20 protein-coding genes and 1 CRISPR repeat array are annotated in these 22,706 nt (G+C 70.6%); of the genes, 15 read left to right on the top strand and 5 right to left on the bottom strand.

Annotated elements, in window-relative coordinates; translation table 11 throughout:
• The first annotated feature begins 1 nt into the window (after position 1).
• A complete protein-coding gene (locus EF879_RS27270; RefSeq protein ID WP_158624189.1) occupies positions 2-904 on the top strand; it encodes a hypothetical protein in 903 nt (300 codons plus the stop codon).
• 481 nt (positions 905-1,385) lie between these two features.
• Here EF879_RS27270 and EF879_RS16195 read toward each other — a convergent pair whose 3' ends face one another.
• A complete protein-coding gene (locus EF879_RS16195) occupies positions 1,386-3,482 on the bottom strand; it encodes an N-6 DNA methylase (RefSeq protein WP_123559465.1) in 2,097 nt (698 codons plus the stop codon).
• Between the two features lie 94 nt (positions 3,483-3,576).
• On the opposite strand from EF879_RS16195, the gene EF879_RS27265 reads away from it, so the two are divergent.
• Together EF879_RS27265 and EF879_RS16185 are read left to right on the top strand one after the other, a co-directional pair.
• On the top strand, positions 3,577-3,750 hold the full coding sequence (locus EF879_RS27265; RefSeq protein ID WP_158624188.1) for a hypothetical protein: 174 nt from the start codon (positions 3,577-3,579) through the stop codon (positions 3,748-3,750).
• A 188-nt stretch (positions 3,751-3,938) separates the two neighbouring features.
• Positions 3,939-4,502 carry a hypothetical protein gene (locus EF879_RS16185; protein WP_233604516.1) on the top strand — a complete coding sequence of 188 codons (564 nt, stop codon included), beginning with the start codon at positions 3,939-3,941 and terminating at the stop codon, positions 4,500-4,502.
• On the opposite strand, the gene EF879_RS16180 is transcribed toward EF879_RS16185, so the two are convergent.
• Entirely contained in the window at positions 4,444-5,739 is a 1,296-nt protein-coding gene (locus EF879_RS16180; protein ID WP_233604515.1) for a serine/threonine-protein kinase, read from the bottom strand. The genes EF879_RS16185 and EF879_RS16180 overlap by 59 nt on opposite strands.
• A 241-nt stretch (positions 5,740-5,980) precedes the next feature.
• Between EF879_RS16180 and EF879_RS16175 the strand changes: the two genes are divergently transcribed.
• The 11 genes from EF879_RS16175 to EF879_RS27260 all read left to right on the top strand — a co-directional run bounded on the left by EF879_RS16175 (position 5,981) and on the right by EF879_RS27260 (position 19,706).
• Positions 5,981-8,086, top strand: a complete 2,106-nt coding sequence (locus EF879_RS16175; RefSeq protein WP_123559459.1) for a UvrD-helicase domain-containing protein — start codon at positions 5,981-5,983, stop codon at positions 8,084-8,086.
• Positions 8,083-10,926, top strand: a complete 2,844-nt coding sequence (gene cas3, locus EF879_RS16170; RefSeq protein WP_123559457.1) for a CRISPR-associated helicase Cas3' — start codon at positions 8,083-8,085, stop codon at positions 10,924-10,926. The genes EF879_RS16175 and cas3 overlap by 4 nt, the downstream gene beginning before the upstream one ends.
• Before the next feature lie 70 nt (positions 10,927-10,996).
• Complete coding sequence (gene casA / locus EF879_RS16165) at positions 10,997-12,616, top strand: type I-E CRISPR-associated protein Cse1/CasA (protein WP_233604514.1); 1,620 nt, start codon at positions 10,997-10,999, stop codon at positions 12,614-12,616.
• Positions 12,613-13,293 carry a type I-E CRISPR-associated protein Cse2/CasB gene (casB, locus tag EF879_RS16160; protein WP_123559455.1) on the top strand — a complete coding sequence of 227 codons (681 nt, stop codon included), beginning with the start codon at positions 12,613-12,615 and terminating at the stop codon, positions 13,291-13,293. Before casA ends, casB begins: the two co-directional genes overlap by 4 nt.
• Positions 13,290-14,414, top strand: coding sequence for a type I-E CRISPR-associated protein Cas7/Cse4/CasC (cas7e, locus tag EF879_RS16155; protein ID WP_123559453.1), 1,125 nt, complete (start codon positions 13,290-13,292; stop codon positions 14,412-14,414). Before casB ends, cas7e begins: the two co-directional genes overlap by 4 nt.
• Complete coding sequence (gene cas5e, locus EF879_RS16150; protein ID WP_123559451.1) at positions 14,411-15,112, top strand: type I-E CRISPR-associated protein Cas5/CasD; 702 nt, start codon at positions 14,411-14,413, stop codon at positions 15,110-15,112. Before cas7e ends, cas5e begins: the two co-directional genes overlap by 4 nt.
• A gap of 2 nt (positions 15,113-15,114) precedes the next feature.
• Positions 15,115-15,792 (top strand): type I-E CRISPR-associated protein Cas6/Cse3/CasE, encoded by a 678-nt coding sequence (cas6e, locus tag EF879_RS16145; protein ID WP_123559449.1) that lies wholly within the window; start codon positions 15,115-15,117, stop codon positions 15,790-15,792.
• Positions 15,789-16,652, top strand: coding sequence for a type I-E CRISPR-associated endonuclease Cas1e (cas1e, locus tag EF879_RS16140; RefSeq protein WP_233604513.1), 864 nt, complete (start codon positions 15,789-15,791; stop codon positions 16,650-16,652). Before cas6e ends, cas1e begins: the two co-directional genes overlap by 4 nt.
• Positions 16,653-16,754: 102 nt before the next feature.
• Positions 16,755-17,150, top strand: coding sequence for a type I-E CRISPR-associated endoribonuclease Cas2e (gene cas2e / locus EF879_RS16135; protein ID WP_123559447.1), 396 nt, complete (start codon positions 16,755-16,757; stop codon positions 17,148-17,150).
• Between the two features lie 44 nt (positions 17,151-17,194).
• Positions 17,195-17,773: direct repeats of the CRISPR family, unit length 29 nt; unit sequence GTGCTCCCCGCGCACGCGGGGATGATCCC.
• Between the two features lie 165 nt (positions 17,774-17,938).
• Positions 17,939-19,429 (top strand): hypothetical protein, encoded by a 1,491-nt coding sequence (locus tag EF879_RS16130; RefSeq protein ID WP_148086460.1) that lies wholly within the window; start codon positions 17,939-17,941, stop codon positions 19,427-19,429.
• 127 nt (positions 19,430-19,556) lie between these two features.
• Positions 19,557-19,706 carry a hypothetical protein gene (locus EF879_RS27260; RefSeq protein WP_158624187.1) on the top strand — a complete coding sequence of 50 codons (150 nt, stop codon included), beginning with the start codon at positions 19,557-19,559 and terminating at the stop codon, positions 19,704-19,706.
• Positions 19,707-20,269: 563 nt separating this feature from the next.
• Here EF879_RS27260 and EF879_RS16125 read toward each other — a convergent pair.
• From EF879_RS16125 to EF879_RS28180, 3 genes are all read right to left on the bottom strand, one after another.
• Positions 20,270-20,917: a hypothetical protein gene (locus EF879_RS16125; protein ID WP_148086459.1), complete on the bottom strand. Its 648-nt coding sequence runs from the start codon at positions 20,915-20,917 to the stop codon at positions 20,270-20,272.
• 414 nt (positions 20,918-21,331) lie between these two features.
• Positions 21,332-21,685 carry a hypothetical protein gene (locus EF879_RS28190; protein ID WP_233604550.1) on the bottom strand — a complete coding sequence of 118 codons (354 nt, stop codon included), beginning with the start codon at positions 21,683-21,685 and terminating at the stop codon, positions 21,332-21,334.
• A gap of 82 nt (positions 21,686-21,767) precedes the next feature.
• Positions 21,768-22,115: a hypothetical protein gene (locus tag EF879_RS28180; protein WP_233604512.1), complete on the bottom strand. Its 348-nt coding sequence runs from the start codon at positions 22,113-22,115 to the stop codon at positions 21,768-21,770.
• Between the two features lie 242 nt (positions 22,116-22,357).
• Between EF879_RS28180 and EF879_RS16115 the strand changes: the two genes are divergently transcribed.
• A complete protein-coding gene (locus EF879_RS16115) occupies positions 22,358-22,705 on the top strand; it encodes a helix-turn-helix transcriptional regulator (RefSeq protein WP_233604511.1) in 348 nt (115 codons plus the stop codon).
• Position 22,706 lies beyond the last annotated feature (1 nt).

The following is a 22,706-nucleotide window of genomic DNA, read 5'->3' as shown; positions in this document are numbered from 1 at the left end:
GGTGCCCAGCTTCGCCGAATACGCCGCCCTGGCCCGGCACCTGAACGACCTACACCGCTCCGCCGAGCGGACCGCGGCCCGGCTCGCCGCCGAACGGGGCGACGCCGAGGCGACCGCCGACCGACTCGACCAGCGACTCGCCGCACAACACCACCGCCTGGCCGAACTCGGCCAGGCGATCGGCAAGACGGTGCCGCCGCCGGCTACCCCGATCTCGTCGCCGCCGGTCGGCGTACCACCATCCGCGCCGGTCGAGCCCGCCGGGGTGGCCGGGCCGACCGGGCCCGGAACGGCGGGCGCCACCGGCCCGGCGGTGGCCGGAACGCCGTACCCGGAACTGCCGGGCGGGGCGGCCCGGCGCGCGCTGCTGCCGACCCCGAGCACGACGGCGGCCGGCGCACCCGGCACGGCCGTGGCCGGGCCGGTCCCCGGCCCGCGCGGCCCGGCCGAGCCGGCGCCCCCATCCCCGCGGATCGACCCCCACCGCGAGTTGGAGCTGGCCCGCCAGGCCGCCGACGGCGCCGACGTGATGATCGTCCAGGCCGAGACGATGGCCCAGCGGCCGCCGCTGTTTCCGAACCTGTCACCGCTGCGCCGCGCGCTCGCCGTCTACGGAAGCTGCGCCGGCGTCCTCGCGGTCGTGATCTGGACCATCCTCAGCGTCGTCGAGTTCCGGGCCGCCACCAGCACCTTCTCCAAGGCCGCCGCCGCCTTCGGCGTCTTCTCCTGGAGCTGTGCCGGCCTGCCGACCATAGCGTTCTTCGCCGGTTACCTCGTGCTGAGCATCTGGGGCAAACCGAAGCTGGCCAGCCGACGACCACGCCGCTTCGCCCGACTCGGCTTCCTGATCTGTTTCCTCGCCGCCCCGCTCGCGTTCATGATCTACTACGGCTTCGCCGACTGAGCGTTCCGCCACGTCGCCGGTTACTAGTCAGCTGACATCAATGCCTGATTGGTCCTTCCTCATCGGGCATGGTGGGTTGTGATCAAATAGCGGTGCTGGCCAAGAGGCCGCTCTGTGCACGCGAAACCAAAGTGGACCTCGGCGTCTTCGTGCCCGATCGTGACTGAGGGTGTAGCGCCGGCTGGCGGTAGATCCTGACACGACGGTAGGCTCAGGAGGTCGCTGCCAAGCAGCAGCGGTGATACCGGCAGAGCCACCTGCCGCTGCACCCGGTCTCCGGAGCGGGTGAGGATCGCAACGACGTGACCGACGGGAACCCCAACGGCGCCCCGGAGGGGCTGCACCCAATCTTCGGGCCGGGCGAGGAGCGCGATCGCCCGCAGACAGTGGCCAGAGCCAACGGGTCGTGAAGACTGGCGCGGGGAACTTGCTGCGGCGATCGCGTTCCGACGGGCCTTGGTGACCAGATTTGTGGGCTTGGTCAGTGCGAGAGTCCGAGGCTGCCTGCCGTCAGGCCGTCGCCGATGTCCCCGGCCAGCGTGGCCCCGGTCGCCGCTACGCGATCGAGGAGGGTGCGAAACTCGACGAGCTGGCGGAACACTTCTCCGTACACCTGCTGCTGCTCCAACGGCAGCACCGGAAGCGCGAGCCGCCTGATGTCGATGCGGAGGGAACCGCCGGCGGTGCTGGAGGCCCGGCCGGCGATTCGCACGTTGTCGGTGCGGGAGATGACCCCGGCGACGAACCACGGGTCGAAGCGGGTCACGTCGACGCGGATCAGTTGCACGCCGGGCCCGAGTTCGGCACCGACCTGTTCCGGAGTGGCCACCCGCGCGCTGATCCTGTTGCCGATGACGGAGACGAGGATGTCGTTGGGGCGTACTCGTGGTCCGGGCTCATCGTCGGCGGCGCGGGCCGCCCGGCCGGTGGCCGCAGAGCCGGCCACGATGTCGGCGGCGGTCAACACGGCGGTGTCGGCGCTGGCGCCCGTCGACCGGCTCCGCGAGACGGCACGCTCTAGCGAGATGCTGCCGGACCGGACGAGGTCGGCGACATCGGCCTGCGGGGCGTCGCGCAACGGTGGCTTCTCGGTCTGTCGCACCGCGGGGAGGGCACGTCGCAGCTGATCGAGGAGCTGACCGAAGTCGGTGATCCGGGTGACGATCTGGGCCGGATCGACGGTGAGGCCCTGGGCTCGCGGCAGGTGGCGCTGCGGTGTCAGATCGACCTGGTCGTCGAGCACCTCGATCGCCGGTACGGCACGGTGGACGCCGGGCTGTTCCGCGTACCGGCCCGACAGGTAGGCGCGCCAGGTGGTGCCGACGATCTCCGCGAGCGGCCGGTCGGGCGGGGCCGCGGTGGTGTCGACGACGAGCAGCTCTCCGGCATGCTCCTGGTGGGGATCGTGCTGGGTGAGCACCCAGACGTGCAGTCCGATGCCGGAGGGCGGCATCAGGCCGGCGGGCAGGGCGATGACCGCGCGCAGCGCCCCGCGTCGGATGAGTTCGGCGCGGATGCGGCGGCCGGCGGGGCGGGACGCGGCGGCCGGGGGCATGAGCACGACGGCGGTGCCGCCGGGGGCGAGGTGGGCCAGGGCGTGTTGTACCCAGGCGAGTTCGGGTTCGGTGCGCGGGGGGAGTCCGTAGACCCAGCGGGGGTCGTAGGCGAGGCGGTCGTGGCCCCAGTCGTGGATGCCGAAGGGGAAGTTGGCTACCACGACGTCGGCGCGCAGGTCGGGCAGGGCGTCGGCGAGGAGGCTGTCGCCGACGTGGACGACGGGCGGCTCTGCGTCGAGGCCGGCGCGTCGGGCCCGCAGGTGCACGAACCACAGCCGCAGCATGGTGATCAGGGCGTACTGCGAGTTGATCTCCTGGGCGTAGCAGCGGGTGACGCTGTCACGCCGTACGGCCCGGTCGGCGGCCATCCGCAGGATCGATCCGGTGCCGCTGGTGAAGTCGAAGGTACGGGCCCCGGTGCCGGCGAGGGCCAGCATCACCTCGGCGACCGGGTCTGGTGTGCCGGCAAGGCCGGACAGGGATTGGGCGGAGGAGACGTACCGACCGTGCAGGTACTCGAAGGCGTCCTCCGGGTCCTGCTCCGATCGGAGTTGGTCGAGCGTCCGCAGCAGGGTGCCGAGCTGCGTGGTCCACTGCTTCGGCACCAGGGCATCGACCATCGCGGCCAGGCCCGGGTCGAGCGCGTGCAGGCGGGTGGTGAGCTGTCGCGGACTCGGCAGGCCGGCGCCGGCGGCCTCGGGCTGCTCGGCGCGGACGAGAAGGAACGCGCCGGCGATGCCGAGTACGTCGGAGATCTGACTCGCGGGCTGGTAGCTCTCGATGTGGCGCCATGCCCACTGTTCGGTGCCGATCTGGTGCAGCCGGCCATGGCGGCGTAGCCACTGCTCGACCTCCCGGGCGTCGAACGTCGGGCTCGTCGGGGTGCCGCCCACGGGTGTCGGGAAGTCGGCGTACCGACGCCGCCAGTTGCTCACCGCGGCGCGCCCGACGTTGGCCAGTCGGGCGATGCCGCTGGCGGTCAGGGTGGTTTCGCTCGGGGCCAGGCTCGGCTCATCGCTCACACGTGAACACTATCATGACGACGACACTTGTGTACACGCTTAACGGACGCTACGGTCTGGTTGTTCCCGTTCACAGCCTCTCGTGGAGGATCCGATGCCGCGTCGTGGGCGCAGCAGCACCATCGGGAAGTTCGCCAAGCTCTACCAGGACCGCCGCGCCTCCGAGATCAGGATGCTCGGCGAGTTGCTCCGCCGCGAGCGGGCCGCCACCGCCCACGGCGACCGGTCGCGTCCGGGGGGCGAGCGAGCGAACCCGACCTCGCGCTGACCGAGTCCCGAATCACCCCGACGACCGAAGGAGGACCATGAGCCACCTTGCTCGTAGCAGAGCCGTCAACCGTTCCGTCTCCGTGCTTTCCGCCGGTCGCGTACGTGTGTCGCGGTGCGCGGCGGTACGCCCCCGGCTCCACCGCCACCGTGCCGTCCCAGGTGTACGCGCGAGTCTGCCTTGACCCTGTGGTCGGGGCGGCCATCGCGGACGCGTACGTGGCCGCGCCGGTCCGGGACGAGCGGGCCTACCCCGCGTACGCCGCATTCTGCCGGGAGACTGTCCAGCAGTACCACTTCCTGGTGGGTCGCCCCGAATTCGGTGGCCTGGGCGTCGCGGTGCGGATCGTTGACGAGGACCCGTACCCGGACGTCGAGTCGATGCTCGAGGACGTGCGACGACGTCGCCTCAAGGTCTGGGCCAGTGCGGCCAGCGGCAACCCGCATCCCTACCTGAGCGACGGAGAGAACGACATGTTCCGCGCGGTCCACGACGTCTTCGGGCACGCGGCGAGCGGTCGCGGCTTCGACCGGCATGGCGAGGAGGCGGCCTGGCTGAAGCACAGCACCATGTACTCACCGCTGGCCGTGCGTGCCCTGACCACGGAGACGCGTGGGCAGAACTGTGCCCAGATCTTCCGTTACGGAGGACGCCGCTTCCCGGAGCAGAAGGCCGTGTTGCTGCCGCGATCGTTCAGCGATCCGCGCCGGGTGTCCCTCGTCCAGACGGAGGTGACGCCTGCTCCCCGCTGATCCGCGCGATCTCCTCGCGGAGGTCCCGCACCGCGGGAGCATCCGGCCCCTCGGCCCGGATCCGGTTGTCGAGCAGGGCCTTGAGCTGCCGCAGGGCCCGGGTGTGCTCGCCGAGCGCCAGATGGGCGCGCGCGGCGCGCCTCCGGAACTCGAACGCCAGGGAATCGTCGTCGCCGTGCTGCCGGATCCGGTCCTCGGCCAGCCGCCGCCACTGACGGGCGGCGGCTCGGAACTGCCCGGCGGCCTGCAACTGTTCCGCTTGTCGCACGGTCCGCTCCGGGTCGAGCTCAGTCTGCCCGGCGACGGGCGTAGCCCCGGAGCGGACCTGCTGCGGCACCCGGCCGACGATCGCGGCGTACGCCTGCACCGCGCCGGCGGTGGCGTCGAGCACGCCGGGAATCGGCGGCAGATCCTGCGCGAGCGGGGCCAGCACGGCGTAGATGTCGGCGGCGGTGTCCGGCCGATCCTCCGGGCGCGGCGCCAACAGCGCGTGCACCAGGTCGTCGAGCGCGGCCGGAATCCCCGGCCGCCGTTCGGCGGGGCGTGGTGGGGGAGCCGTGATCTGGTGGTGCACCGTGCTGATGGTGGTCATGCCGTCGAAGGGTGGGCCTCCGGTGAGCAGGTCGAAGAGGGTGGCCCCGAGGCCATACAGGTCGGTGCGGTGGTCAACGTGCTCGCCACGGATCTGTTCGGGGGCCATGTAGCCTACCGTGCCGAGAACCTGTCCGGTCTGGGTGATCCGCGAGTATCGGTCGTCGTCCGGGACGGCGGCCAGTCCGAAGTCGAGTACCTTCACCGCGCCGCTGGGCTCCAGCATCGCGTTGCTCGGCTTGATGTCCCGGTGGACCAGACCGAGCTGCCGCGCGGCGAGCAGAACGCTGCTGATCTGTGCCCCGATGGCGGCCACCCATCCGATCGGGAGCGGGCCATGCTCCGCGACCAGGTCTGACAGGGTGATCCCGTTGACCTCCTGAAAGACGACGTAGGGCTGCCCGGCGTACTCGCCCAGGTCGTAGACGGCCGGTACGCCGGGGTGGTCGAGGCGGGCGGTCAGCAGGGCCTCGCGGCGGAACCGACGTACCAGGTCGGTGTCCATTGTGGTGGCGCTGACGAACTTCACGATGACGGGACGGTCGAGCAGGGCGTCCCGGGCGCGCCACACCGTACCCATCCCCTTGTGGGCCAACGGGAATCGGCCCAGCGTGTACCGGTCCTTGAGGCTCAGGCCGGGTACCACGCACCCAGCATAGTGCCCGGTCGAGGACACCTCGGGCCTGCCGCTCACCTCGACCATGTCAGATCGTGAATAATGACCACGAAATAGAGCTTGCAAATCGCGTTCACACTCTGCCAGTATGTGTCCGGCCGGCTGCGCGATGTTGGTCCATGGTGCGCGACCGAGGCGGTCGGCGCCTGTCCGGCGCACGACACTTCCGACGACACGACCTGGCTACTCCCAGGCACCCCGGGGGGACGGTATGGCTGAGTTGGCGATTGGCCGGGAGTTTCTTCCCGCCTACGCCCGGCTGCAACGCCGGGTGCAGCGCGCCGTCGACGCCGCCATCAGGAAGTTCGCCGAACACACCCACGCGGGTCTGCACCTGGAGAAGCTGGCCGGGGCGCGTGACCCGAACATCCGTACCATCCGGATCGACCAGTTCTATCGCGGGGTGGTGCTCGCCCTCGGGCAGGAGCGGTACGCCCTGATCAACGTCCTGCCGCACGACGACGCCATCGCCTTCGCGGTCAGCCGCCGGTTCACCGTCAACCAGACGCTCGGCGTACTGGAGATGCGCGACCAGGCGGGCATCGACGAGTTCGCCCGTACGGCACCGCCGGCGCCGACCCACGGTGGGCTCTTCGACCACGTCAGCACCGCCGACCTCGTGCGGCTCGGCGTGGACGAGGACCTGGTGCCACTGCTCCGGGTCATCGCCACCGACGAGCAGCTGGAAAGCCTGGCCGGACGCCTGCCCGAGGTGCAGTTCGACGTCCTGAACGGCTTGGCCAGCGGGCTCTCCGTGGAGGAGGTGTGGGCGGAGCTGGCCGACCGGATCGTGTCGGGCAAGGTGGACACCGAAGACCTGTTGACCGCCGCGCGTCGGACGCCCGAGCGAATCGCCTTCGTCTCCGGCCCGGTCGAGCTCGCCGCCATCCTGGCCCACCCGTTCGACGTGTGGCGCACGTTCCTGCACCCGACCCAGCGCGACATCGCCTACCGCGACACCTACAGCGGCCCCGCGCTGGTGACCGGCAGCGCCGGCACCGGCAAGACGGTGACCGGCCTACACCGGGCGGTCTTTCTCGCCGAGCGGTTGGCGGACGGGGAGAAGGTCCTGCTGACCACCTTCACCCGCGCCCTCGCCGACGCCCTGACCGCGCAGCTGTACCGGCTCGCCACGGACCCGGCGGTGCGGGCCCGAATCGACGTGATCGGCATCGACAAGCTCGCCTACGACATCGTGGTCCGCCACCGCGGGCGGGTCACGGTGGCGGAGAGCGACGTCCTCGACCAGCTCTGGGAGTCGGCCGCGAGGCAGGCCCCCACGTTCCTGAACCGTGCCGGCCAGGTCACCACCTTCAGCGCCGCGTTCCTGCGGCACGAGTGGGAGCAGGTGGTGCTGGCCCAGCAACTGACCACTCTGGAGGCGTACCAGCAGGCGTCCCGGCGCGGCCGCGGTGCCGGCCTGCGTGCGGCCCAGCGTGCACAGGTGTGGGCCGCGATCGACGGCGTGGTACGCGAACTGGCGAGGCGGCGGCTGCGTACCCACACCCAGCTCGCCGACGACGCTGCCGAGATCGTCCGCCGCGGACCAGCCCCGTACCGGCACGTCGTCGTGGACGAGGGGCAGGACCTGCACCCGGCGCAGTGGCGACTGTTACGCGCCCTCGTCGAGCCCGGGCCCAACGACATGTTCGTGCTCGCCGATCCCTACCAGCGCATCTACGACAGCCACGTGTCCCTGGCCCAGCTCGGCATCGAGGTCCGCGGCCGGACCCGCAGGCTCACGCTCAACTACCGGACCACGCATGAGATCCTGGACCTGTCGGTCAAGGTCCTCGGCGGCGACCCCACCATCGGCCTCGACGGGCAGGAGGACACGTTGCGGGGATATCGCTCGGTCACCCGTGGCGGCGTACCCGAACTTGTCGGCCACGACAGCCGTGACGGCGAGTACGAGGCCCTGATCGAACGGGTCGGGACCTGGCTGGACCAGGGCGTCGAACCGCACGCCATCGGGGTGGCCGTACGCACCGGACAGCTCGTCACGTCGATCAGCCGGGTCCTGAGCGAGGCCCACATCCCGGTCGCCGACGACAAACGGGCCGTCGACGGGGTGCGCGTGGCCACGATGCACCGCATGAAGGGCCTGGAGTTCCAGTGCCTCGCGGTCGTCGGACTGGATGCGGGAGTGCTGCCGGCGCCGTACGCCCTCACCTCGGCGGCCGAGGACCCGCACGCCCACCGGCAGGACCTGCAGCGTGAACGCTGCCTGCTCTTCGTCGCCATGACCCGCGCCCGTGACGTCCTCTACCTGTCACACAGCGGGGTGCCCAGCCCGCTGCTGCCGGTGAGCCGATGAACGCGTCCGGCGCCGGCGGCCCGAAGCTGGGTGACGCGGCACGCTCTGTCTGGGGGAAGACCGATCGCACCGGCACCTCGCCCGTGGGCTGGCTACCGCTGTGGCGGCATCTGGCCGACACCGCCGACGTGGCCGGGCAACTCTGGGATCACTGGCTCGGTCGGGCGGTCCGGCACCGTGTCGCCGACGAACTGCCCGGCGGCGACGCGGACGGCCGTACCCTGGCTGTCTGGCTCGCCGGGGTGCACGACATCGGCAAGGCCACGCCCGCCTTCGCCCACCAGGCCCATGCCCTCGCGCAACGGATGCGTGACCACGGGCTCGGCTACGACCGAGACCTGATCCGCGCCGACCGCAGGTACGCCCCGCACGCCACCGCGGGGCACCTCGTCCTGGCGGACTGGCTGTACGAGCAGGACTGGGCCGACCCGCATCCGTTCGCGGTCGTCGTCGGTGGCCACCACGGTGTGCCGCCCACCGACGAGGGGCTCCGTAACGTACAGATGCGTCCGTATCTGCTCGGCGACAGCGCCTGGCGGCAGGTGCAGCAGGAGCTGCTGACCTGGATGACCGAGCGGTCGGGCGCCGGCGAACGGCTGATCGACTGGAGCACCGTGTCGCTGTCGCAACCCGCGCAGGCCATCCTCACCGGCCTCGTCATCGTCGCCGACTGGATCGCCAGCAACGAGGAGTACTTTCCGTACGTCCTGGCCGGCACGGACTCCGACCGGCTGCGGTCTGGCTGGGAGTCGCTGGACCTGCCCGTCCCGTGGCAGCCCGTCGCGCCACCGGCGAGCGTGGACGAGCTGTTCGGGGCACGCTTCACGCTGCCCGACGGTGCGGTGACCCGTCCGGTGCAGCGCACCGTCGCCGAACTCGCCGAGACCATGCCGCTGCCCGGCATCATGATCGTCGAGGCGGCGATGGGCGAGGGCAAGACCGAGGCCGCGCTCGCGGCGGTGGAGATCATGGCCCGCCGTACCGGTGCCTCCGGTTGCTACCTGGCCCTGCCCACCCGTGCCACCAGCGACGCCATGTTCGGCCGCATGCTGTCCTGGCTGCGTCGGCTCCCCGACGCACGGGTGGGCCGGGGCGATCGCGACGTACGACTGGCCCACGGCAAGGCCGCGCTCAACTCCGAGTACGACGACCTGCGGGTGACCTCGCTGCCGAGCGGCATCGCCGAGGACGCCGGCGGCACAGACATCGGTGTGCACCGCTGGCTTGCCGGGCCCAAGCGGACCCTCCTGTCCAGTTTCGTCGTGGGCACCATCGATCAACTGCTGTTCGCGGCACTGCGTGGCAAGCATCTGGTGCTGCGCCACCTCGGCCTCGCCGGCAAGGTCGTCGTCATCGACGAGGCGCACGCCTACGACGTCTACATGGGTCGGTTCCTCGACCGGACGCTGGAATGGCTTGGGGCGTACGGCGTACCGGTGATCGTGCTCTCCGCGACGTTGCCGGCACGTCGGCGGGCCGAGCTGATGGCGGCGTACGACAACGGCCGGCTGGGCCCACCGCCCAAGCCCACCTGGCGCGATCGCGGCAAGCCGACGGTCGACCCGTACGCATCGCTCCGCACCGACCTGCGATACCCCCTGGTCACGGTCTCCGCTGCGCAGCGGGGCGCCGCCGCGACCGGCTGCGCCGACTCCGGACGGCACCTCGAGGTCACGCTGCGGCGGCTCGCCGACGACCTGCCCACGCTGGCGGAGTTGCTACGCGAGCAGGTGGCCGACGGCGGTTGTGCGTTGGTGGTCCGCAACACCGTGGCCCGGGTGCAGGAGACCGCTGAGGCGCTGCGGGCGGCGCTCGGGCCGGAAACCCCCGTGGCGGTCGCGCACTCCCGGTTCATGGCCATCGACCGCGCCGCGAAGGACCGCTGGTTGCGCGACACGTTTGGGCCGCCCGGCACCGGCAGCCGTCCCCAGCGGTACGTGGTGGTCGCCAGCCAGGTCGCCGAGCAGTCCCTCGACATCGACTTCGATGTGCTCGTCACCGACCTGGCCCCGGTCGACCTCGTGCTCCAACGCATCGGCCGGCTGCACCGCCATCCGCGCGGCGACCGCCCCGCCCGGCTCGCGGCGCCGGTGTGCTGGATCACCGGTGCGGACTGGACGACCGAGCCGCCCCAACCGGTCACCGGCTCCCGCCGCGTATACCAGACGGCCAGCCTGCTGCGCAGCGCCGCCGTGCTGCAGCCATACCTGGAACGCGGCATACCGCTACGGCTGCCGTCCGACATCGCCCCGCTCACCCAGGCCGCCTACGGCGACACACCGGTCGGCCCGCCATCCTGGCAGACCGCGCTGGCCGAGGCGGAGGCGAGGCAGCGCGACGACATCGCGGCGAAGGAGCAGAAGGCCGACGGTTTCCGCCTGGCGGAGGTCGGCGAGCCCGGAACACCGCTGATCAACTGGCTGACCGGTGGCGTCGGTGACGCCGACGAACGCGTGGCACAGGGGCACGTCCGCGACACCGACGCCGAGTCGCTCGAGGTCCTGCTGCTGGTGCGGACCTCGGAGGGACTGATCCTCCCGCCGTGGATCGACGGTGGTGGGGTCCTGGTGCCGACCGGTAGCGTTCCGCGCCGTCCGCTACCTCGCCTGATCGCGCGGTGTGCCCTGCCGCTGCCGCGTGCGATGACCGCCGCCGAGGTGATCGACGACGTGATCGCCGAGCTGGAGCAGCGTGTCGACCTCAGCGCGTGGCAGGAGAGTCCCTGGCTCGCCGGTGAGCTCGTGCTCGACATCGACGAGGACGGAAACGCCACGGTGGCCGGATTCGACCTGCACTACGACCCCGCCGAGGGGCTGCGCGTCACCCGCGCCGCCGCCTGAGGCCATCCCCACACCCTGAACGGAGGTGATGCCGGTGCCGAGTCCACCGCATTCAGCCGGGTTCTCGCTCGTGGACGAAGCCTGGATCCCGGTACTGGACGCCACGGGCGAACGCCGCGACGTATCGCTGCTCGGGCTCTTCGAGCAAGCCGGCGACGTACGGATGATCGCCTGCGAACTGCCCACCCAGACCTTCGCGATCCTGAGGCTGGCGCTGGCGATCCTGCACCGTACCACCGGCGGCCCGCGCGGAGAGGCGGCCTGGCGGACGCTGTGGCGGGACCGGACGCTGCCGACCGCGGACATCGCCGACTATCTCGGCGAGTTCCGCGACCGGTTCGACCTGCTGCACCCGAAGCACCCCTTCTACCAGGTCGCCGACCTGCGGGCGGCGAAGGACAACACGTACGGGCTGCAGCGGCTCATCGCTGACGTGCCCAACGGCCTGCCGTTCCTGACGACCCGGGCCGGACCCGGCATGGAGTCGATCACCCCGGCCGAGGCGGCACGCTGGCTGGTGCACTGCCAGGCGTATGACACCTCCGGCATCAAGACCGGGGCGGTTGGAGACCCGCAGGTCAAGAACGGCAAGGGCTATCCGATCGGCGCCGGTTCACTCGGCTGGCTGGGCGGCGTCTACCTGGAGGGCGCGAACCTGCGGGAGACCCTGCTGCTCAATCTGGTGCCGATCGCGCCGGGCTGGCAGGTCGCCGACGAGCGGGACCTGCCGGTGTGGGAGCGTGCGCCGCAGACCGCCGCCGAGGAGCCCGCCGCCACTCGTGGCCCGTACGGACTGCTCAGCCTCTACACCTGGCAGTCCCGTCGGATCCGGCTCTTCGGTGATGCCGGCGGCATCACCGGCGCGATGATCTCCAACGGAGACCGGCTCGACTGGCAGGACCGGCACCTGCTCGAACCGATGAGCCTCTGGGGGCGCAGCGGATCGCGTGAGCGCGAGCAGAAGCGGGTCCCGATCTACCTACCCCGGCCGCATGACCATACCCGAGCGCTGTGGCGAGGACTGCAGACGCTGCTGCCGTCGCCGCCCGGCGGAGAACCACCGCAGCGACTCTCCCCCATGGTGGTGCAGTGGCTGGCCCGGTTGACCGTCACGGGCGTCGTCGACGCGAGCTTCCAGACCAGGACCCGTGCCGTCAGCGTCACCTACGGCTCCAAGCAGTCGGTCGTCGACGAGATCTTCAGCGACGCGCTGACCATGAACGTGATGCTGCTGGTCGAGAACTCCGCGTTGCGCGCGACCGCCGTCGACGCCGCCGGTGACGCCGAGGCCGCGGTGACGGTGCTGCGTCGGCTCGCCGAGAACCTTGCCCGCGCCGCCGGTAGCCGGGACACCGACAGCGCCGAGGCCGACCGGGCGGCCGAACGGGCGTACGCCCTGTTGGACCGTGCCTTTCGCGACTGGCTGGCCCGGCTCGGGCCGGCCAGCGACCCGGTGGCCGAACGCGCGAGGTGGCAGCGGCTGGTCTTCCGAGCCGTCGGACGGCTCGGCTTCGACCTGGTCGAGGCGGCCGGCCCGACGGCCTGGGTGGGCCGAACGGGCAGCGACCGCACCGGACGCGAAGTCCACTACTCCAGCTCCCAGGCCGAGGCGTGGTTCCGCGCCGGCCTGGCCAAGGCGCTGCCGATGGCGGCCCCCGCTCCGCAGCACAGGCAGGAGGAAGCAGCATGAGCACCACGGTCGACGTCGACCAGCAGCCGGCCGGGCCGGCGCGGAAGCCCCGCTCCCGGCGACGCCGGGACCTCGGCGACCACGTCGCCCGGACGGTCGCCGCGCTGCAGGCGCGGGTGCTGGGCACCCCGCCGCAGCCCGAGGCCGTCAGCGCGCTGGCCCGGCTACGGCGTGGTATCGGTCGCACCCCCGGATTCGACTACACCCTGGAACGGTATCTGCGGGTACCGGAGCACCTGCTCGGCTATCGCCCGCCCGACGACGCCGAGGCGACGGACGCCGAGTACGCCGTGCACGACGCGGTGACGCTGTACGCGCTGCACCAGCAGTCGCGCCGCGAGCAGATGCACGTCGACGGCCGCGGACTGGGCCAGGCGATGGCCGACCTCGTCCTCCGGGCCGCCGGCCCGGAGGGCGTACGGCGTCGGTTCGCCGCCCTCGGCACCGCCAGCACCTACCAGGAGAGCGTTTACCACCTGCGCAGCCTCATCACCATGCTGCGCGAGCACCAGATCCCGCTCGACTATGGCCTGCTCGCCGACGACCTGGTGACCCTGCGTGGGCCAGACGGTCGGTCCAGGGTGCAGACCATCTGGGGTCGTGAGTTCTTCCGCAGCCAGCCCAGTACCGACATCGACGACGCCACCCCCGACGTCCCCGAGGAGGACCTGTCATGAGCCGCACCATCATCGACGTCTACGCGCTGCAGACCGTGCCGCCGAGCAACCTCAACCGCGACGACACCGGCTCGCCGAAGACCGCCGTCTACGGTGGCGTCCGGCGGGCGCGGGTCTCCAGCCAGGCCTGGAAGCGGGCCATCCGGCTGGCCTTCCGGGAACTGCTCGACCACTCCCAGCTCGGCGAGCGGACCAAGCGGGTGGGCGAGTCGCTGGCGGCGCGGATCCGGGCCCTCGCCCCCGGCATCGCCGAGGAGGACGCCTCCCGGCTGGCGACCGACGTCTTCGTCGCCGCCGGCCTGGCCAAGGCCGACAAGAAGAAGGGCGAGATCAAGGACGTCGAGTCCGGCTACCTGCTGTTCCTGAGCCACCGGCAGCTGGACAACCTCGCCGCCGCCGCACTGAAGGCCGCGCGTAGCGGCGAGGCGCTCGACAAGGCGACGTTCAAGGCGCTGGCCAACACCGAGCACTCGGTCGACATCGCGCTGTTCGGCCGGATGGTGGCCGACATGGCCGACATCAACGTCGACGCCGCGTGCCAGGTAGCCCACGCCATCAGCGTGCACGCCGTCGACAACGAGTTCGACTACTTCACCGCGGTTGACGACCGCAAGGAGGACGCCGACGAGACGGGCGCCGGGATGATCGGCACCATCGAGTTCAACTCGTCCACGCTCTACCGGTACGCGACCGTCGACGTCGACGCGCTGCACCGTACCCTCGGTGACGCGGCGGCGACCCGGGCCGCCGTGGAGGCGTTCCTGACCGCGTTCGCCCGCAGCATGCCCACCGGCAAGCAGAACACCTTTGCCCACCGGACGCTGCCCGACGCCGTGCTGGTGCGGCTCCGGGACACCCAGCCGATCAACCTGGTCGGGGCGTTCGAGACACCCGTCCGCGCCACGCACGCCGCAGGGCGGGTGGAGCAGGCAGCGGCAGCCCTGGCCACCCACACCGTCGCGGTCGAGAGCGCCTACGGCGAGCGCCCGGTCGCCAGCTGGGTCACCCAGGTCGGGGAGAAGACCGCGGTCCTGGCCGACCTCGGCAAGGCGGTCAGCTTCACCGAGCTGGTCACCGGGGTGGGGGAGCAGGTTGCCGTCGCGCTCGGGCAGCCGGCATGAGCGTCCTGCTGCTCCGGCTGGCGGGTCCGCTCCAGTCCTGGGGCTCGTCCAGCCGCTTCGCCCGCCGAGGCACCGAGATCGCGCCGACCAAGAGCGGAGTGATCGGTCTGCTCGCCGCCGCCAAGGGCATCCGAAGGACGGAGCCGCTCACCGAACTGCTCGGCCTGGAGTTCGGGGTACGGATCGACCAGCCCGGGCAGATCCTACGCGACTTCCAAACCGCCCGATCCCTCGACGGCCGGGAAAGCGCGCCGTTGACCTACCGCTTCTACCTCTCCGACGCGGTCTTCCTCGCCGCCGTCGGCGGTGAACGGGACCTGCTGCATGGTCTCGCGGAGGCGCTTGACCGGCCACGGTTCCCCCTCTATCTCGGGCGCCGGTCCTGCCCACCGGTCGGTCCGATCAACCTCGGCGTACACGACGGCACCCTCGACGATGCGCTGACCGAATGGCCGTGGCTGGCGGCCGAGTGGCACCGCAGAAAGGCGGCCCGCACGGTTCGGCTGGAAATCATCCGAGACGCGCGTCCGGGTGATCAGGTCACCGAGACCATGCCGGACGAGCCGGTCAGCTTCGACCCCGCACATCGGCAGCACACCTGGCGGTCGGTACTCCGCCGGTACGTCGATGTCCCCAACGACCTGGCGGAGCGGGCCGGTGTCGACGAGCACGACCCGTTGAGCCTGCTGGGAGGCTGAGCATGTTCCTCACCCGATTCCGGATCAACCCAGCCCGTCGACACGCCCGGAGACTGCTCTCCTCGCCGCACGCCATGCACGCGGCGGTCCGCGCTGCCTTCCCGCTCGCCACCGACTACGAGCGCGCCGACGCCCGGACCCTGTGGCGCGTCGACACCCCGGCCCCCGGGACCGTGCATCTCTACATCGTCAGCCCCGGGCGGCCCGACCTCACCCACATGATCGAGCAGGCCGGCTGGCCGACCAGCGACGAGACCTGGGTGACCCGTGACTACGACGGGTTGCTCGACTCGCTGCACGCCGGGCAGAGGTGGGCGTTCCGGCTCACCGCCAACCCGACCCACAGCGGGCGCAAGACCGCCGACGCGAAGGAAACCCAGCGTTTCGGCTATCTGCGCGAAGAAGAGCAGGTCGGGTGGCTGGAGCGTCGAGCTGCCCGGCACGGTTTCGCCCTGGCGACCCAAGACGACGGCCGGCCCAACCTGCGCCTGCACCGACGACAGACACAGTCCTTCAGACGGGGCATGGGTACCGTCACCCTCACCACGGCGACGTACGACGGGATCCTTCAGATCACCGACGCGGACGCCTTCCGCCGGGCGTTGGTCGGGGGCATCGGACACGCCAAGGCGTACGGCTGCGGGCTGCTGACGCTCGCGTCCCCGAAGGCCGGACCGTGAACATCCCTGGCGTCCCGCCGGCCGAGTTGCCCGATTTCACCCGCGCCCAGGACCGGCTCAGCTTCCTCTACCTCGAACGCTGCGTCATCCACCGGGACAGCAACGCGATCACCGCCACCAGCGACAAGGGTGTCGTCCACATTCCGGCCGCCACGCTCGGCGTCCTCATGCTCGGACCGGGCACCTCCATCACCCAGCAGGCCATGATGCTGCTCGCGGACAATGGCGCCACAGCGGTCTGGGTCGGCGAGCAGGGTGTCCGCTACTACGCCCACGGGCGATCCCTGGCCCGGTCGAGTCGCCTCCTCGTGGCCCAGGCGGCGGCGGTCTCACACCGGGACCGCCGCATCGCCGTCGCCCGCGCCATGTATCGGATGCGTTTTCCGGGTGAGGACACCGGCGGCCTGACGATGCAGCAGCTCCGGGGCAAGGAGGGAGCCCGGGTACGCCGCTGCTACCGGGAGCACGCCCGGCGGACGGGTGTGTCATGGAGCAACCGCGAGTACAACCCGGACGACTTTGCCGGCGGCGATCCCATCAACCAGGCGCTTTCGGCCGCCCACGCCTGCCTGTACGGGATCGTGCACGCCGTCATTGTCGCGGTCGGTGCTTCTCCGGGGCTCGGGTTCATCCACACCGGCCACGAGCGTTCGTTCGTGTACGACATCGCCGACCTGTACAAGGCCGAGATCAGCATTCCGGTCGCGTTCGACATCGCGGCCAGCGGGTCCTCCGACATCGGCGCCCACCCGACGGGCGATCCGAGACCGGGTCCACGACGGTGCACTCCTCGACCGGTGCGTACGCGACATCCGGACCCTGCTGCTCACGCCGGAGGGATCCGGTCCGATCGACGATGACTGGCTGGACGAGGAGGCGGCGAGTGACGTCGTACGGCTCTGGGACGAGAGCGGCTACGAACTCGCCAGCGGCCACAACTACGGCGGCGACGTGGACTTCTGATGACGGTCATCATCCTCACCGCCTGCCCGGAAGGTCTACGCGGGCACCTCACCCAGTGGCTGCTCGAGATCTCCGCCGGGGTGTACGTCGGTCACATCAACGCGCGGATCCGGCAACGGCTCTGGGCCAAGGTCATCGAGATGGCTGGTCCCGGACGGGCAATCCTCGTCCATCAGCAGCCCGGGGAGCAGAGACTGTCGTTCCTCGTACACGAGCATCACTGGGAACCGGTCGACTTCGACGGGGTCACGCTGATGCGCCGACCGACGGAGAGGTTCATCCCGAACCCGGCGCTGTCGGGGGGTTGGAGCAAGGCGTCCAAACGACGCCGGTTCGGCCGGCGGGGGACCTATCCACCGACCGCCGGTGATGGGGAAGGCGCCAAGGCAAAGTGAAGGAAATCGGAGTACTTGATCTCTAACGCCCCAGGTCAGGAAGTGTGCTCCCCGCGCACGCGGGGATGATCCTCGCTCTCATTTCTGTGTCGCAGTTGTCCTCCGGTGCTCCCCGCGCACGCGGGGATGATCCCTGGTGTATTCCACTCCTCTACGATCCCCCGCGAGTGCTCCCCGCGCACGCGGGGATGATCCCTACATAGCCTTGCTGACCACGCCGATCCTGCGGTGCTCCCCGCGCACGCGGGGATGATCCCCCGGCGACCGGCGCGAAGTTGCCGCCCCGTCGGTGCTCCCCGCGCACGCGGGGATGATCCCAAGCTGTTCACTGAGGCGGCGATGCAGACCGCGTGCTCCCCGCGCACGCGGGGATGATCCCCCCAGCGCGTAGAGCATGGTCCGGCGGGTCAGGTGCTCCCCGCGCACGCGGGGATGATCCCCGAACATAGGTGCCGTCGTGTGATGGTGTGACGTGCTCCCCGCGCACGCGGGGATGATCCCGCCAACCCGTTGAGATAGTCCCGCAGGCGGCCGTGCTCCCCGCGCACGCGGGGATGATCCCTTGTATGCCGACTTCAGGTCGGGGTCGGCGTTGCGCTCCCCGCGCACGCGAGGATGATCCTGGGTACCCGCCGTCGATGACCGTGACGGCCCCGGTGATGGACGGCAGCCCCAAATCGTGTGGACGGCGAGTCGGTGGGGCTGATACTGAGTGAATGGCCTGAGCAGCTGCGCGCGAAAGGCGATGTGCGCCGACCTGTGGGGCCATGCGGAAGGGGTATCGGTCGGTGGAGTCCGAGCGCACCGAGGACGAGGTTCTCCGGCGTCTGTATCGAGGTCTGCGGGAGCGCCGGTTGCCGCAGGACGTCGCGGTGGACCTGGTGGAGTTGCGGGCCGACCGGTGGTTGAGCGCCGCCGGCGTACGGGACCTGTACGGCCTGATGCACCGGGCGCGGGCTTGGCGGACGGCGCAGGACGCGGGCGAGATCGTTGACGGCACGATCGGGTCGTCGATGCCGCAGGCGTGGCGTCGGCATCCGGGGCTGGCACGGGCGTACGCGGCCGCGACGACGGCGATGGCGGTGGTGGCGGCAGCGGTCGGGGAGTCGGTCCCGGCGGCGGATCCGGCGGATCCGGCCTCGCTGCGGGCCTGGCTGGGCTGGGCATTGAGACTGCTGGGTCTTCCGGACGAGGAACCGCGACCGGCGCGGCCGACGGTGCGGCGTCGGCCGGTTCCGGTGACCTGGTACGGCGGTACGTATCATCGGTTGCCGAAGCCCTCCGGGGCTCGTGGTGACCGGGGCGGCCACGTCGACGCACGTAAGCGGATGGACGCGGCGACTCGTCGGGAGCGGTTGCCGGGGGTGTCGGTGCGGGCGTACCGGCGGGCCGTGCGGGCGGTGCTGCATCTCCAGCAGCGCACCGGGGTGTTGGCGGCGGAGCGGGACCGCGAGGCGGCCGTGGCGTTCGGCAAGACGCGACTGGCACATCTGGTGACCGAAGAGGAGTTCATGGCCTGCCCGGCGACGGCGGCGTTTACGGCGTACTACGTCGCGCGGCTGAACATGCGGACCACGTTCACGTCGGGCAGCCAGGCCCGTCCGATGGACAGCCTGGCGGAGGCGCTGCTGGAGGGGGCGCTGGCCTCGCCGACGTGTCAGCCGAGGGTCCTGGCGTCCGTCCTGACCCGGTGGCGGGTGCTGGACATGTTGAGCGACGCCGAGTGCGGTGAGCTGCTGGGCCGGTACTACGAGCAGATGGCGGCGTGTGCTCGAGCGCTGCGGAGGTGCTTCGATGTCAACCGTGACCGGCTGCGGATGGTGGTACGCGCCGGGGACGACTCCTCGACGTGGAACGCCGCCTCCCGGGCGTTCAACCAGGCGCGTACCGGCTGGCTGAACCTGACCCGCAGTCTCGGCTACGACGACCTCGTGGAAGCCTCCTGTCCGGGTAAGGTGCCGGCCCTGGTGGCCGCGGACGTGGCGGCGTGGCACGCCCGGGAAGGCCATGACCAGCACATCGACGTACGGGTGTGGGCCGAGCTGCCGTTGCCGTGGGACGTGGTGTTGGGTGACGCCGACTGCCCCGCGGAGCTGGTGCGGCAGGTGTGTCGGCGGCATGGGGTCGACCCGGAGACGTCCGGCTGGACACAGCCGTACCAGCAGGACCTGACGGAGCTGCCGGAACCGGCGCCGGATCTGGTCCACGGCGTGACGGTGTCATCGCCGCTGCTCGCGTCGATCATGCGGCGGGCCGGCGTGTACTCGGGTCAGGCATGAGATCGAAGACAATCAATTAGTTGTGCGATGACTCGAACCTGTCTGGAAGGCTCGGGTAGTCCTTGCGCAGTGATTCCGCCGGCTGCCGTGCCAACGGAGACGACGTCACGTACCTCGGGGTGGGGGTATGACCGCCACCGACATCTCCCCGAAGGCCGTCCTTCGCATCGGCGACCGGACCGAGGCGGCGCCCTGGGACCTGGGCGAGGCGACGGTCACGCATTCACCGCACATGATGGTTAACCTTCGGTTGGCGCGGTTCGGATGTCGTTGGTGAGGCCCCGCCAGGTAGGAACGGCCGCCGGGTGTCACTGCCGCCGCAGGTGCTGTCGGGGAACTCCACGCTGGTCGCCGGCAGGGTGGAGCCGACGCTCCGCACCGATGGGAGCGAGTGGATCCCGCTGGAGGATGCCGGGTCAGCCGTACAGGCAGCGCTACCGGTGGTGGGGCCCACCAGGCTTGTCGTAGCCATTGCCCGGCGGCGGATTGGTGTTGCGGGGTTGGGGCGGATACGGCAGTCTGTGCGGCACACGGCGGTAGCTCAGAGAGCCGGAGGAGGCTCCGGCCTGGCAGAGCGGGCGGCGCACCTCCTTCCGCCCCGTCCCCGTTTCGACTACGGGTCGCCGTGCGGCGTGGGACACCCGGTGTCGTTCGCCGGGTGTCCCGGCCGGCTCTCGTGTGGCAAATGCTCGCCGGCACGACGCGCAGCGCGATCCTGACAGAGCACACCAGTCGACCGACGGACAGGGACTGGTTTACACACGGCGCCCGCGGTGGGGCGGCCATATCGTGGCCACCTCCTGCGCGGTTGCCAGGCGAGGTGAACCTGAGCCGCCGCGGCTAACCGCTGTGGCGGCGAGACCAGACGGTGACGGTGAGGGTTACCTGCTCCGGCTCCTGGTCAGCCCCCCGATGTACGTTGGTGACCCGAAGCAGGGCGACGCGTTTCTGGTCGGTGATGAAGCAGAGCTTGACACCGGGGCGCATCTGCTCAGCCGGTAGCGGGGTGCCGCCGTACTCGGAGGAGAGAGTGGCGCAGTCGCGGAAGTGCTCGCCGGTGCGGTCAGCGGGAAGCAGTGCCATAACCGCGCCATGAACGCTGACCAGGGTCGGTCCGGCGTCGGTGAACTCGAGGTCGGTCGCGGTGGATCCCGGCGCTTCTTCTGCGGCCCAGTCGGCGCGGTCGGTGTCGAGGTCGATGACATCGTCGCGGACCATCGTGACGATGCCTTGGCGACGCACGGAGTCTGCACCGCTCCCGACCAGACCGGGACTGGCAGTCGGGTGGTTCGTCGGCGAGATGGAGACCTGCGCTGACGTGTGGGCGACGGGTGGATGTGCGGCAGTGGGCCCCGCCTGGTCGACCTGGTAGAAGAGAGCCACACCACCCCAGACAGCCGAGAGCAGAGCTGCCGAGGAACCCATGACGGCCACGACGATTTGCCAGACGGGTGTCTTGGACGACCGATCGGGCAGTGGGGAGATCATGCCTCACCCTCTCCTCGGCGTGCCAGGGACAGCCTCAAGGCAAGAACGCCCGACGGCCGCGCAGTTTCGCCAACCAGCGGCGAGCTAGCCGCCGGGCATCCTCGGAGAGCGGTCCGACACCGAGCGGAGCGATTCATACGAATCAGCCTATGCGTTCACGTCTATACCGCGATTCGGTCAGCCCTTCGTCAATCCGCAGTCAGCACCGACTCGGACGGGTGTTCGTGATCCGGCGTACCGGGGAACGGGTCCGCGCATCACGGTCGGGGACTGAGGGGCACCTCAAGCGGCAGGGAACGGCACGGGCGTCGATGGCGCTTGGGCACGGTTCGGTCGGCCGGGAGCTGCGTCCGCTGGCGCCCACGAGTCTGCGCAACAGTAGTCCCGGGCCGCGTCGCGGCGTCGCCGTCTACCTCACCCATCCGAATCCTTGGGTGTTGTACAGCCCCAGGCCCCACTCACGCAGCGCGGCAATGAGGCGGGAGTCGGCGTCGAGTCGTATCGTTGGCGCAGGCTGTCGTGCAGCAGCTCGCCGGGCGCGGCGTCGAACGGCAGCCGGCCAATCATGACCGGATGGACCTCGGTGACCTCGTTGCGCGTCTCGTCGTACCTGACGTAGACGAGCGTGCCGGTCGGCAGCTCCCGCAGTTCTCGGGTGCTGGGGACGTGGAGCGACCGGACGATCCCGCCCTTGCCGGCGGAGCTGTCGCGGGAGTACGTGGCGTTGGGGTCGTGGTACTCGTGGGCCAGGTCGTAGGCCCGTAGCACCGCCTGCCAGTGACGGTCTCATACGCGCTGCGCAGCGCACCCTTGAACGAGGCGCCGTGAATATACGGCCGTCCGTCCGGGCCTACCCGGACGTCGAACGTCCGGATCCCGTCTTTCGGTTGCTTCGCGGCGAGCACGGCAGCAGCAGCGGCGTGACGGTGGTCAGCGTCAGGGCCAGGGTGCCGCTCCACTGTCCGTCGCCGTGGTAGCCGTGGCTCGGTGGTGGTGCGTCGTCCGGCCCGGTGCCGGCCAGGCGACTGCCATGCTCGTCACGCCGCGGCAGGGTCGGCACGAACGTGTACGGATTGACAAACCCCTCGGTGCGGGCGAGCAGGTGGTTCCGTTCGGGGTCGTGGTCGACCTTGGGCAGCGACGCGACACCGGCCAGCCGGGCCGTTCGCCTTCCGTCGGCGGTGGGATTGATCGTCACCTCCACCTGGACGGTGTCCCCGTCGGTGCCGCGGGTTCCCGCTAACGAACCAGTGCCATGCGGATGATCCTGCCTACCGCTCGGCCCGTAGGTCGTACGTGCGCGTGGCTCCGCTTCTGGGCGGTGGCGCATGGGTCCCGTCGCTCATGGCGTCGCCGTGCCGTGCCTGGTCGTGCTGATCGGCGTGACGCCTACGGGGCGGTGTTGACAACATACAACCGATCGGTTGTATGATCTGTCCTGTGATCGACGACGAGAGCGACGACGATCGCCTGGATGCCCTGTTCCACGCGCTCGCTGACCGCACCAGACGCGACATCCTGCGCCGGGTGTTGGCCAGGGAGCACTCCGTCTCCGCGCTGGCGGCGAAGTACGACATGAGCTTCGCCGCGGTGCAGAAGCACGTCGCCGTGCTGGAGAAGGCTGGCCTGCTGACCAAGCGACGCAGCGGCCGTGAGCAGTTGACCCGCGGCGAGGTGACGGCGGTGCGGTCGGTGGCAACCATGCTCGCCGAGCTGGAACAGATCTGGCATGGCCACGTCGCGCGCGTCGACGCACTCCTGGCAGCCGATCTCGACCTGGAGGACTGAA

Origin of the sequence: Micromonospora sp. HM5-17, assembly GCF_003762835.1 — a bacterium.
GTDB lineage: Bacteria > Actinomycetota > Actinomycetes > Mycobacteriales > Micromonosporaceae > Plantactinospora.
Note: the sequence above shows the minus strand (reverse complement) of the source record. Positions and strands in the feature narration are given on the sequence as shown.

Bases quoted from the DNA above. Each gene is read 5' to 3' on its own strand.
- cas2e (WP_123559447.1), top strand. From the start codon at position 16,755: ATGACGGTCATCATCCTCACCGCCTGCCCGGAAGGTCTACGCGGGCAC.
- EF879_RS16125 (WP_148086459.1), bottom strand. From the start codon at position 20,917: ATGATCTCCCCACTGCCCGATCGGTCGTCCAAGACACCCGTCTGGCAA.
- EF879_RS27260 (WP_158624187.1), top strand. From the start codon at position 19,557: ATGACCGCCACCGACATCTCCCCGAAGGCCGTCCTTCGCATCGGCGAC.
- cas3 (WP_123559457.1), top strand. From the start codon at position 8,083: ATGAACGCGTCCGGCGCCGGCGGCCCGAAGCTGGGTGACGCGGCACGC.
- cas7e (WP_123559453.1), top strand. From the start codon at position 13,290: ATGAGCCGCACCATCATCGACGTCTACGCGCTGCAGACCGTGCCGCCG.
- EF879_RS27265 (WP_158624188.1), top strand. From the start codon at position 3,577: ATGCCGCGTCGTGGGCGCAGCAGCACCATCGGGAAGTTCGCCAAGCTC.
- casB (WP_123559455.1), top strand. From the start codon at position 12,613: ATGAGCACCACGGTCGACGTCGACCAGCAGCCGGCCGGGCCGGCGCGG.
- cas6e (WP_123559449.1), top strand. From the start codon at position 15,115: ATGTTCCTCACCCGATTCCGGATCAACCCAGCCCGTCGACACGCCCGG.
- EF879_RS16175 (WP_123559459.1), top strand. From the start codon at position 5,981: ATGGCTGAGTTGGCGATTGGCCGGGAGTTTCTTCCCGCCTACGCCCGG.
- cas5e (WP_123559451.1), top strand. From the start codon at position 14,411: ATGAGCGTCCTGCTGCTCCGGCTGGCGGGTCCGCTCCAGTCCTGGGGC.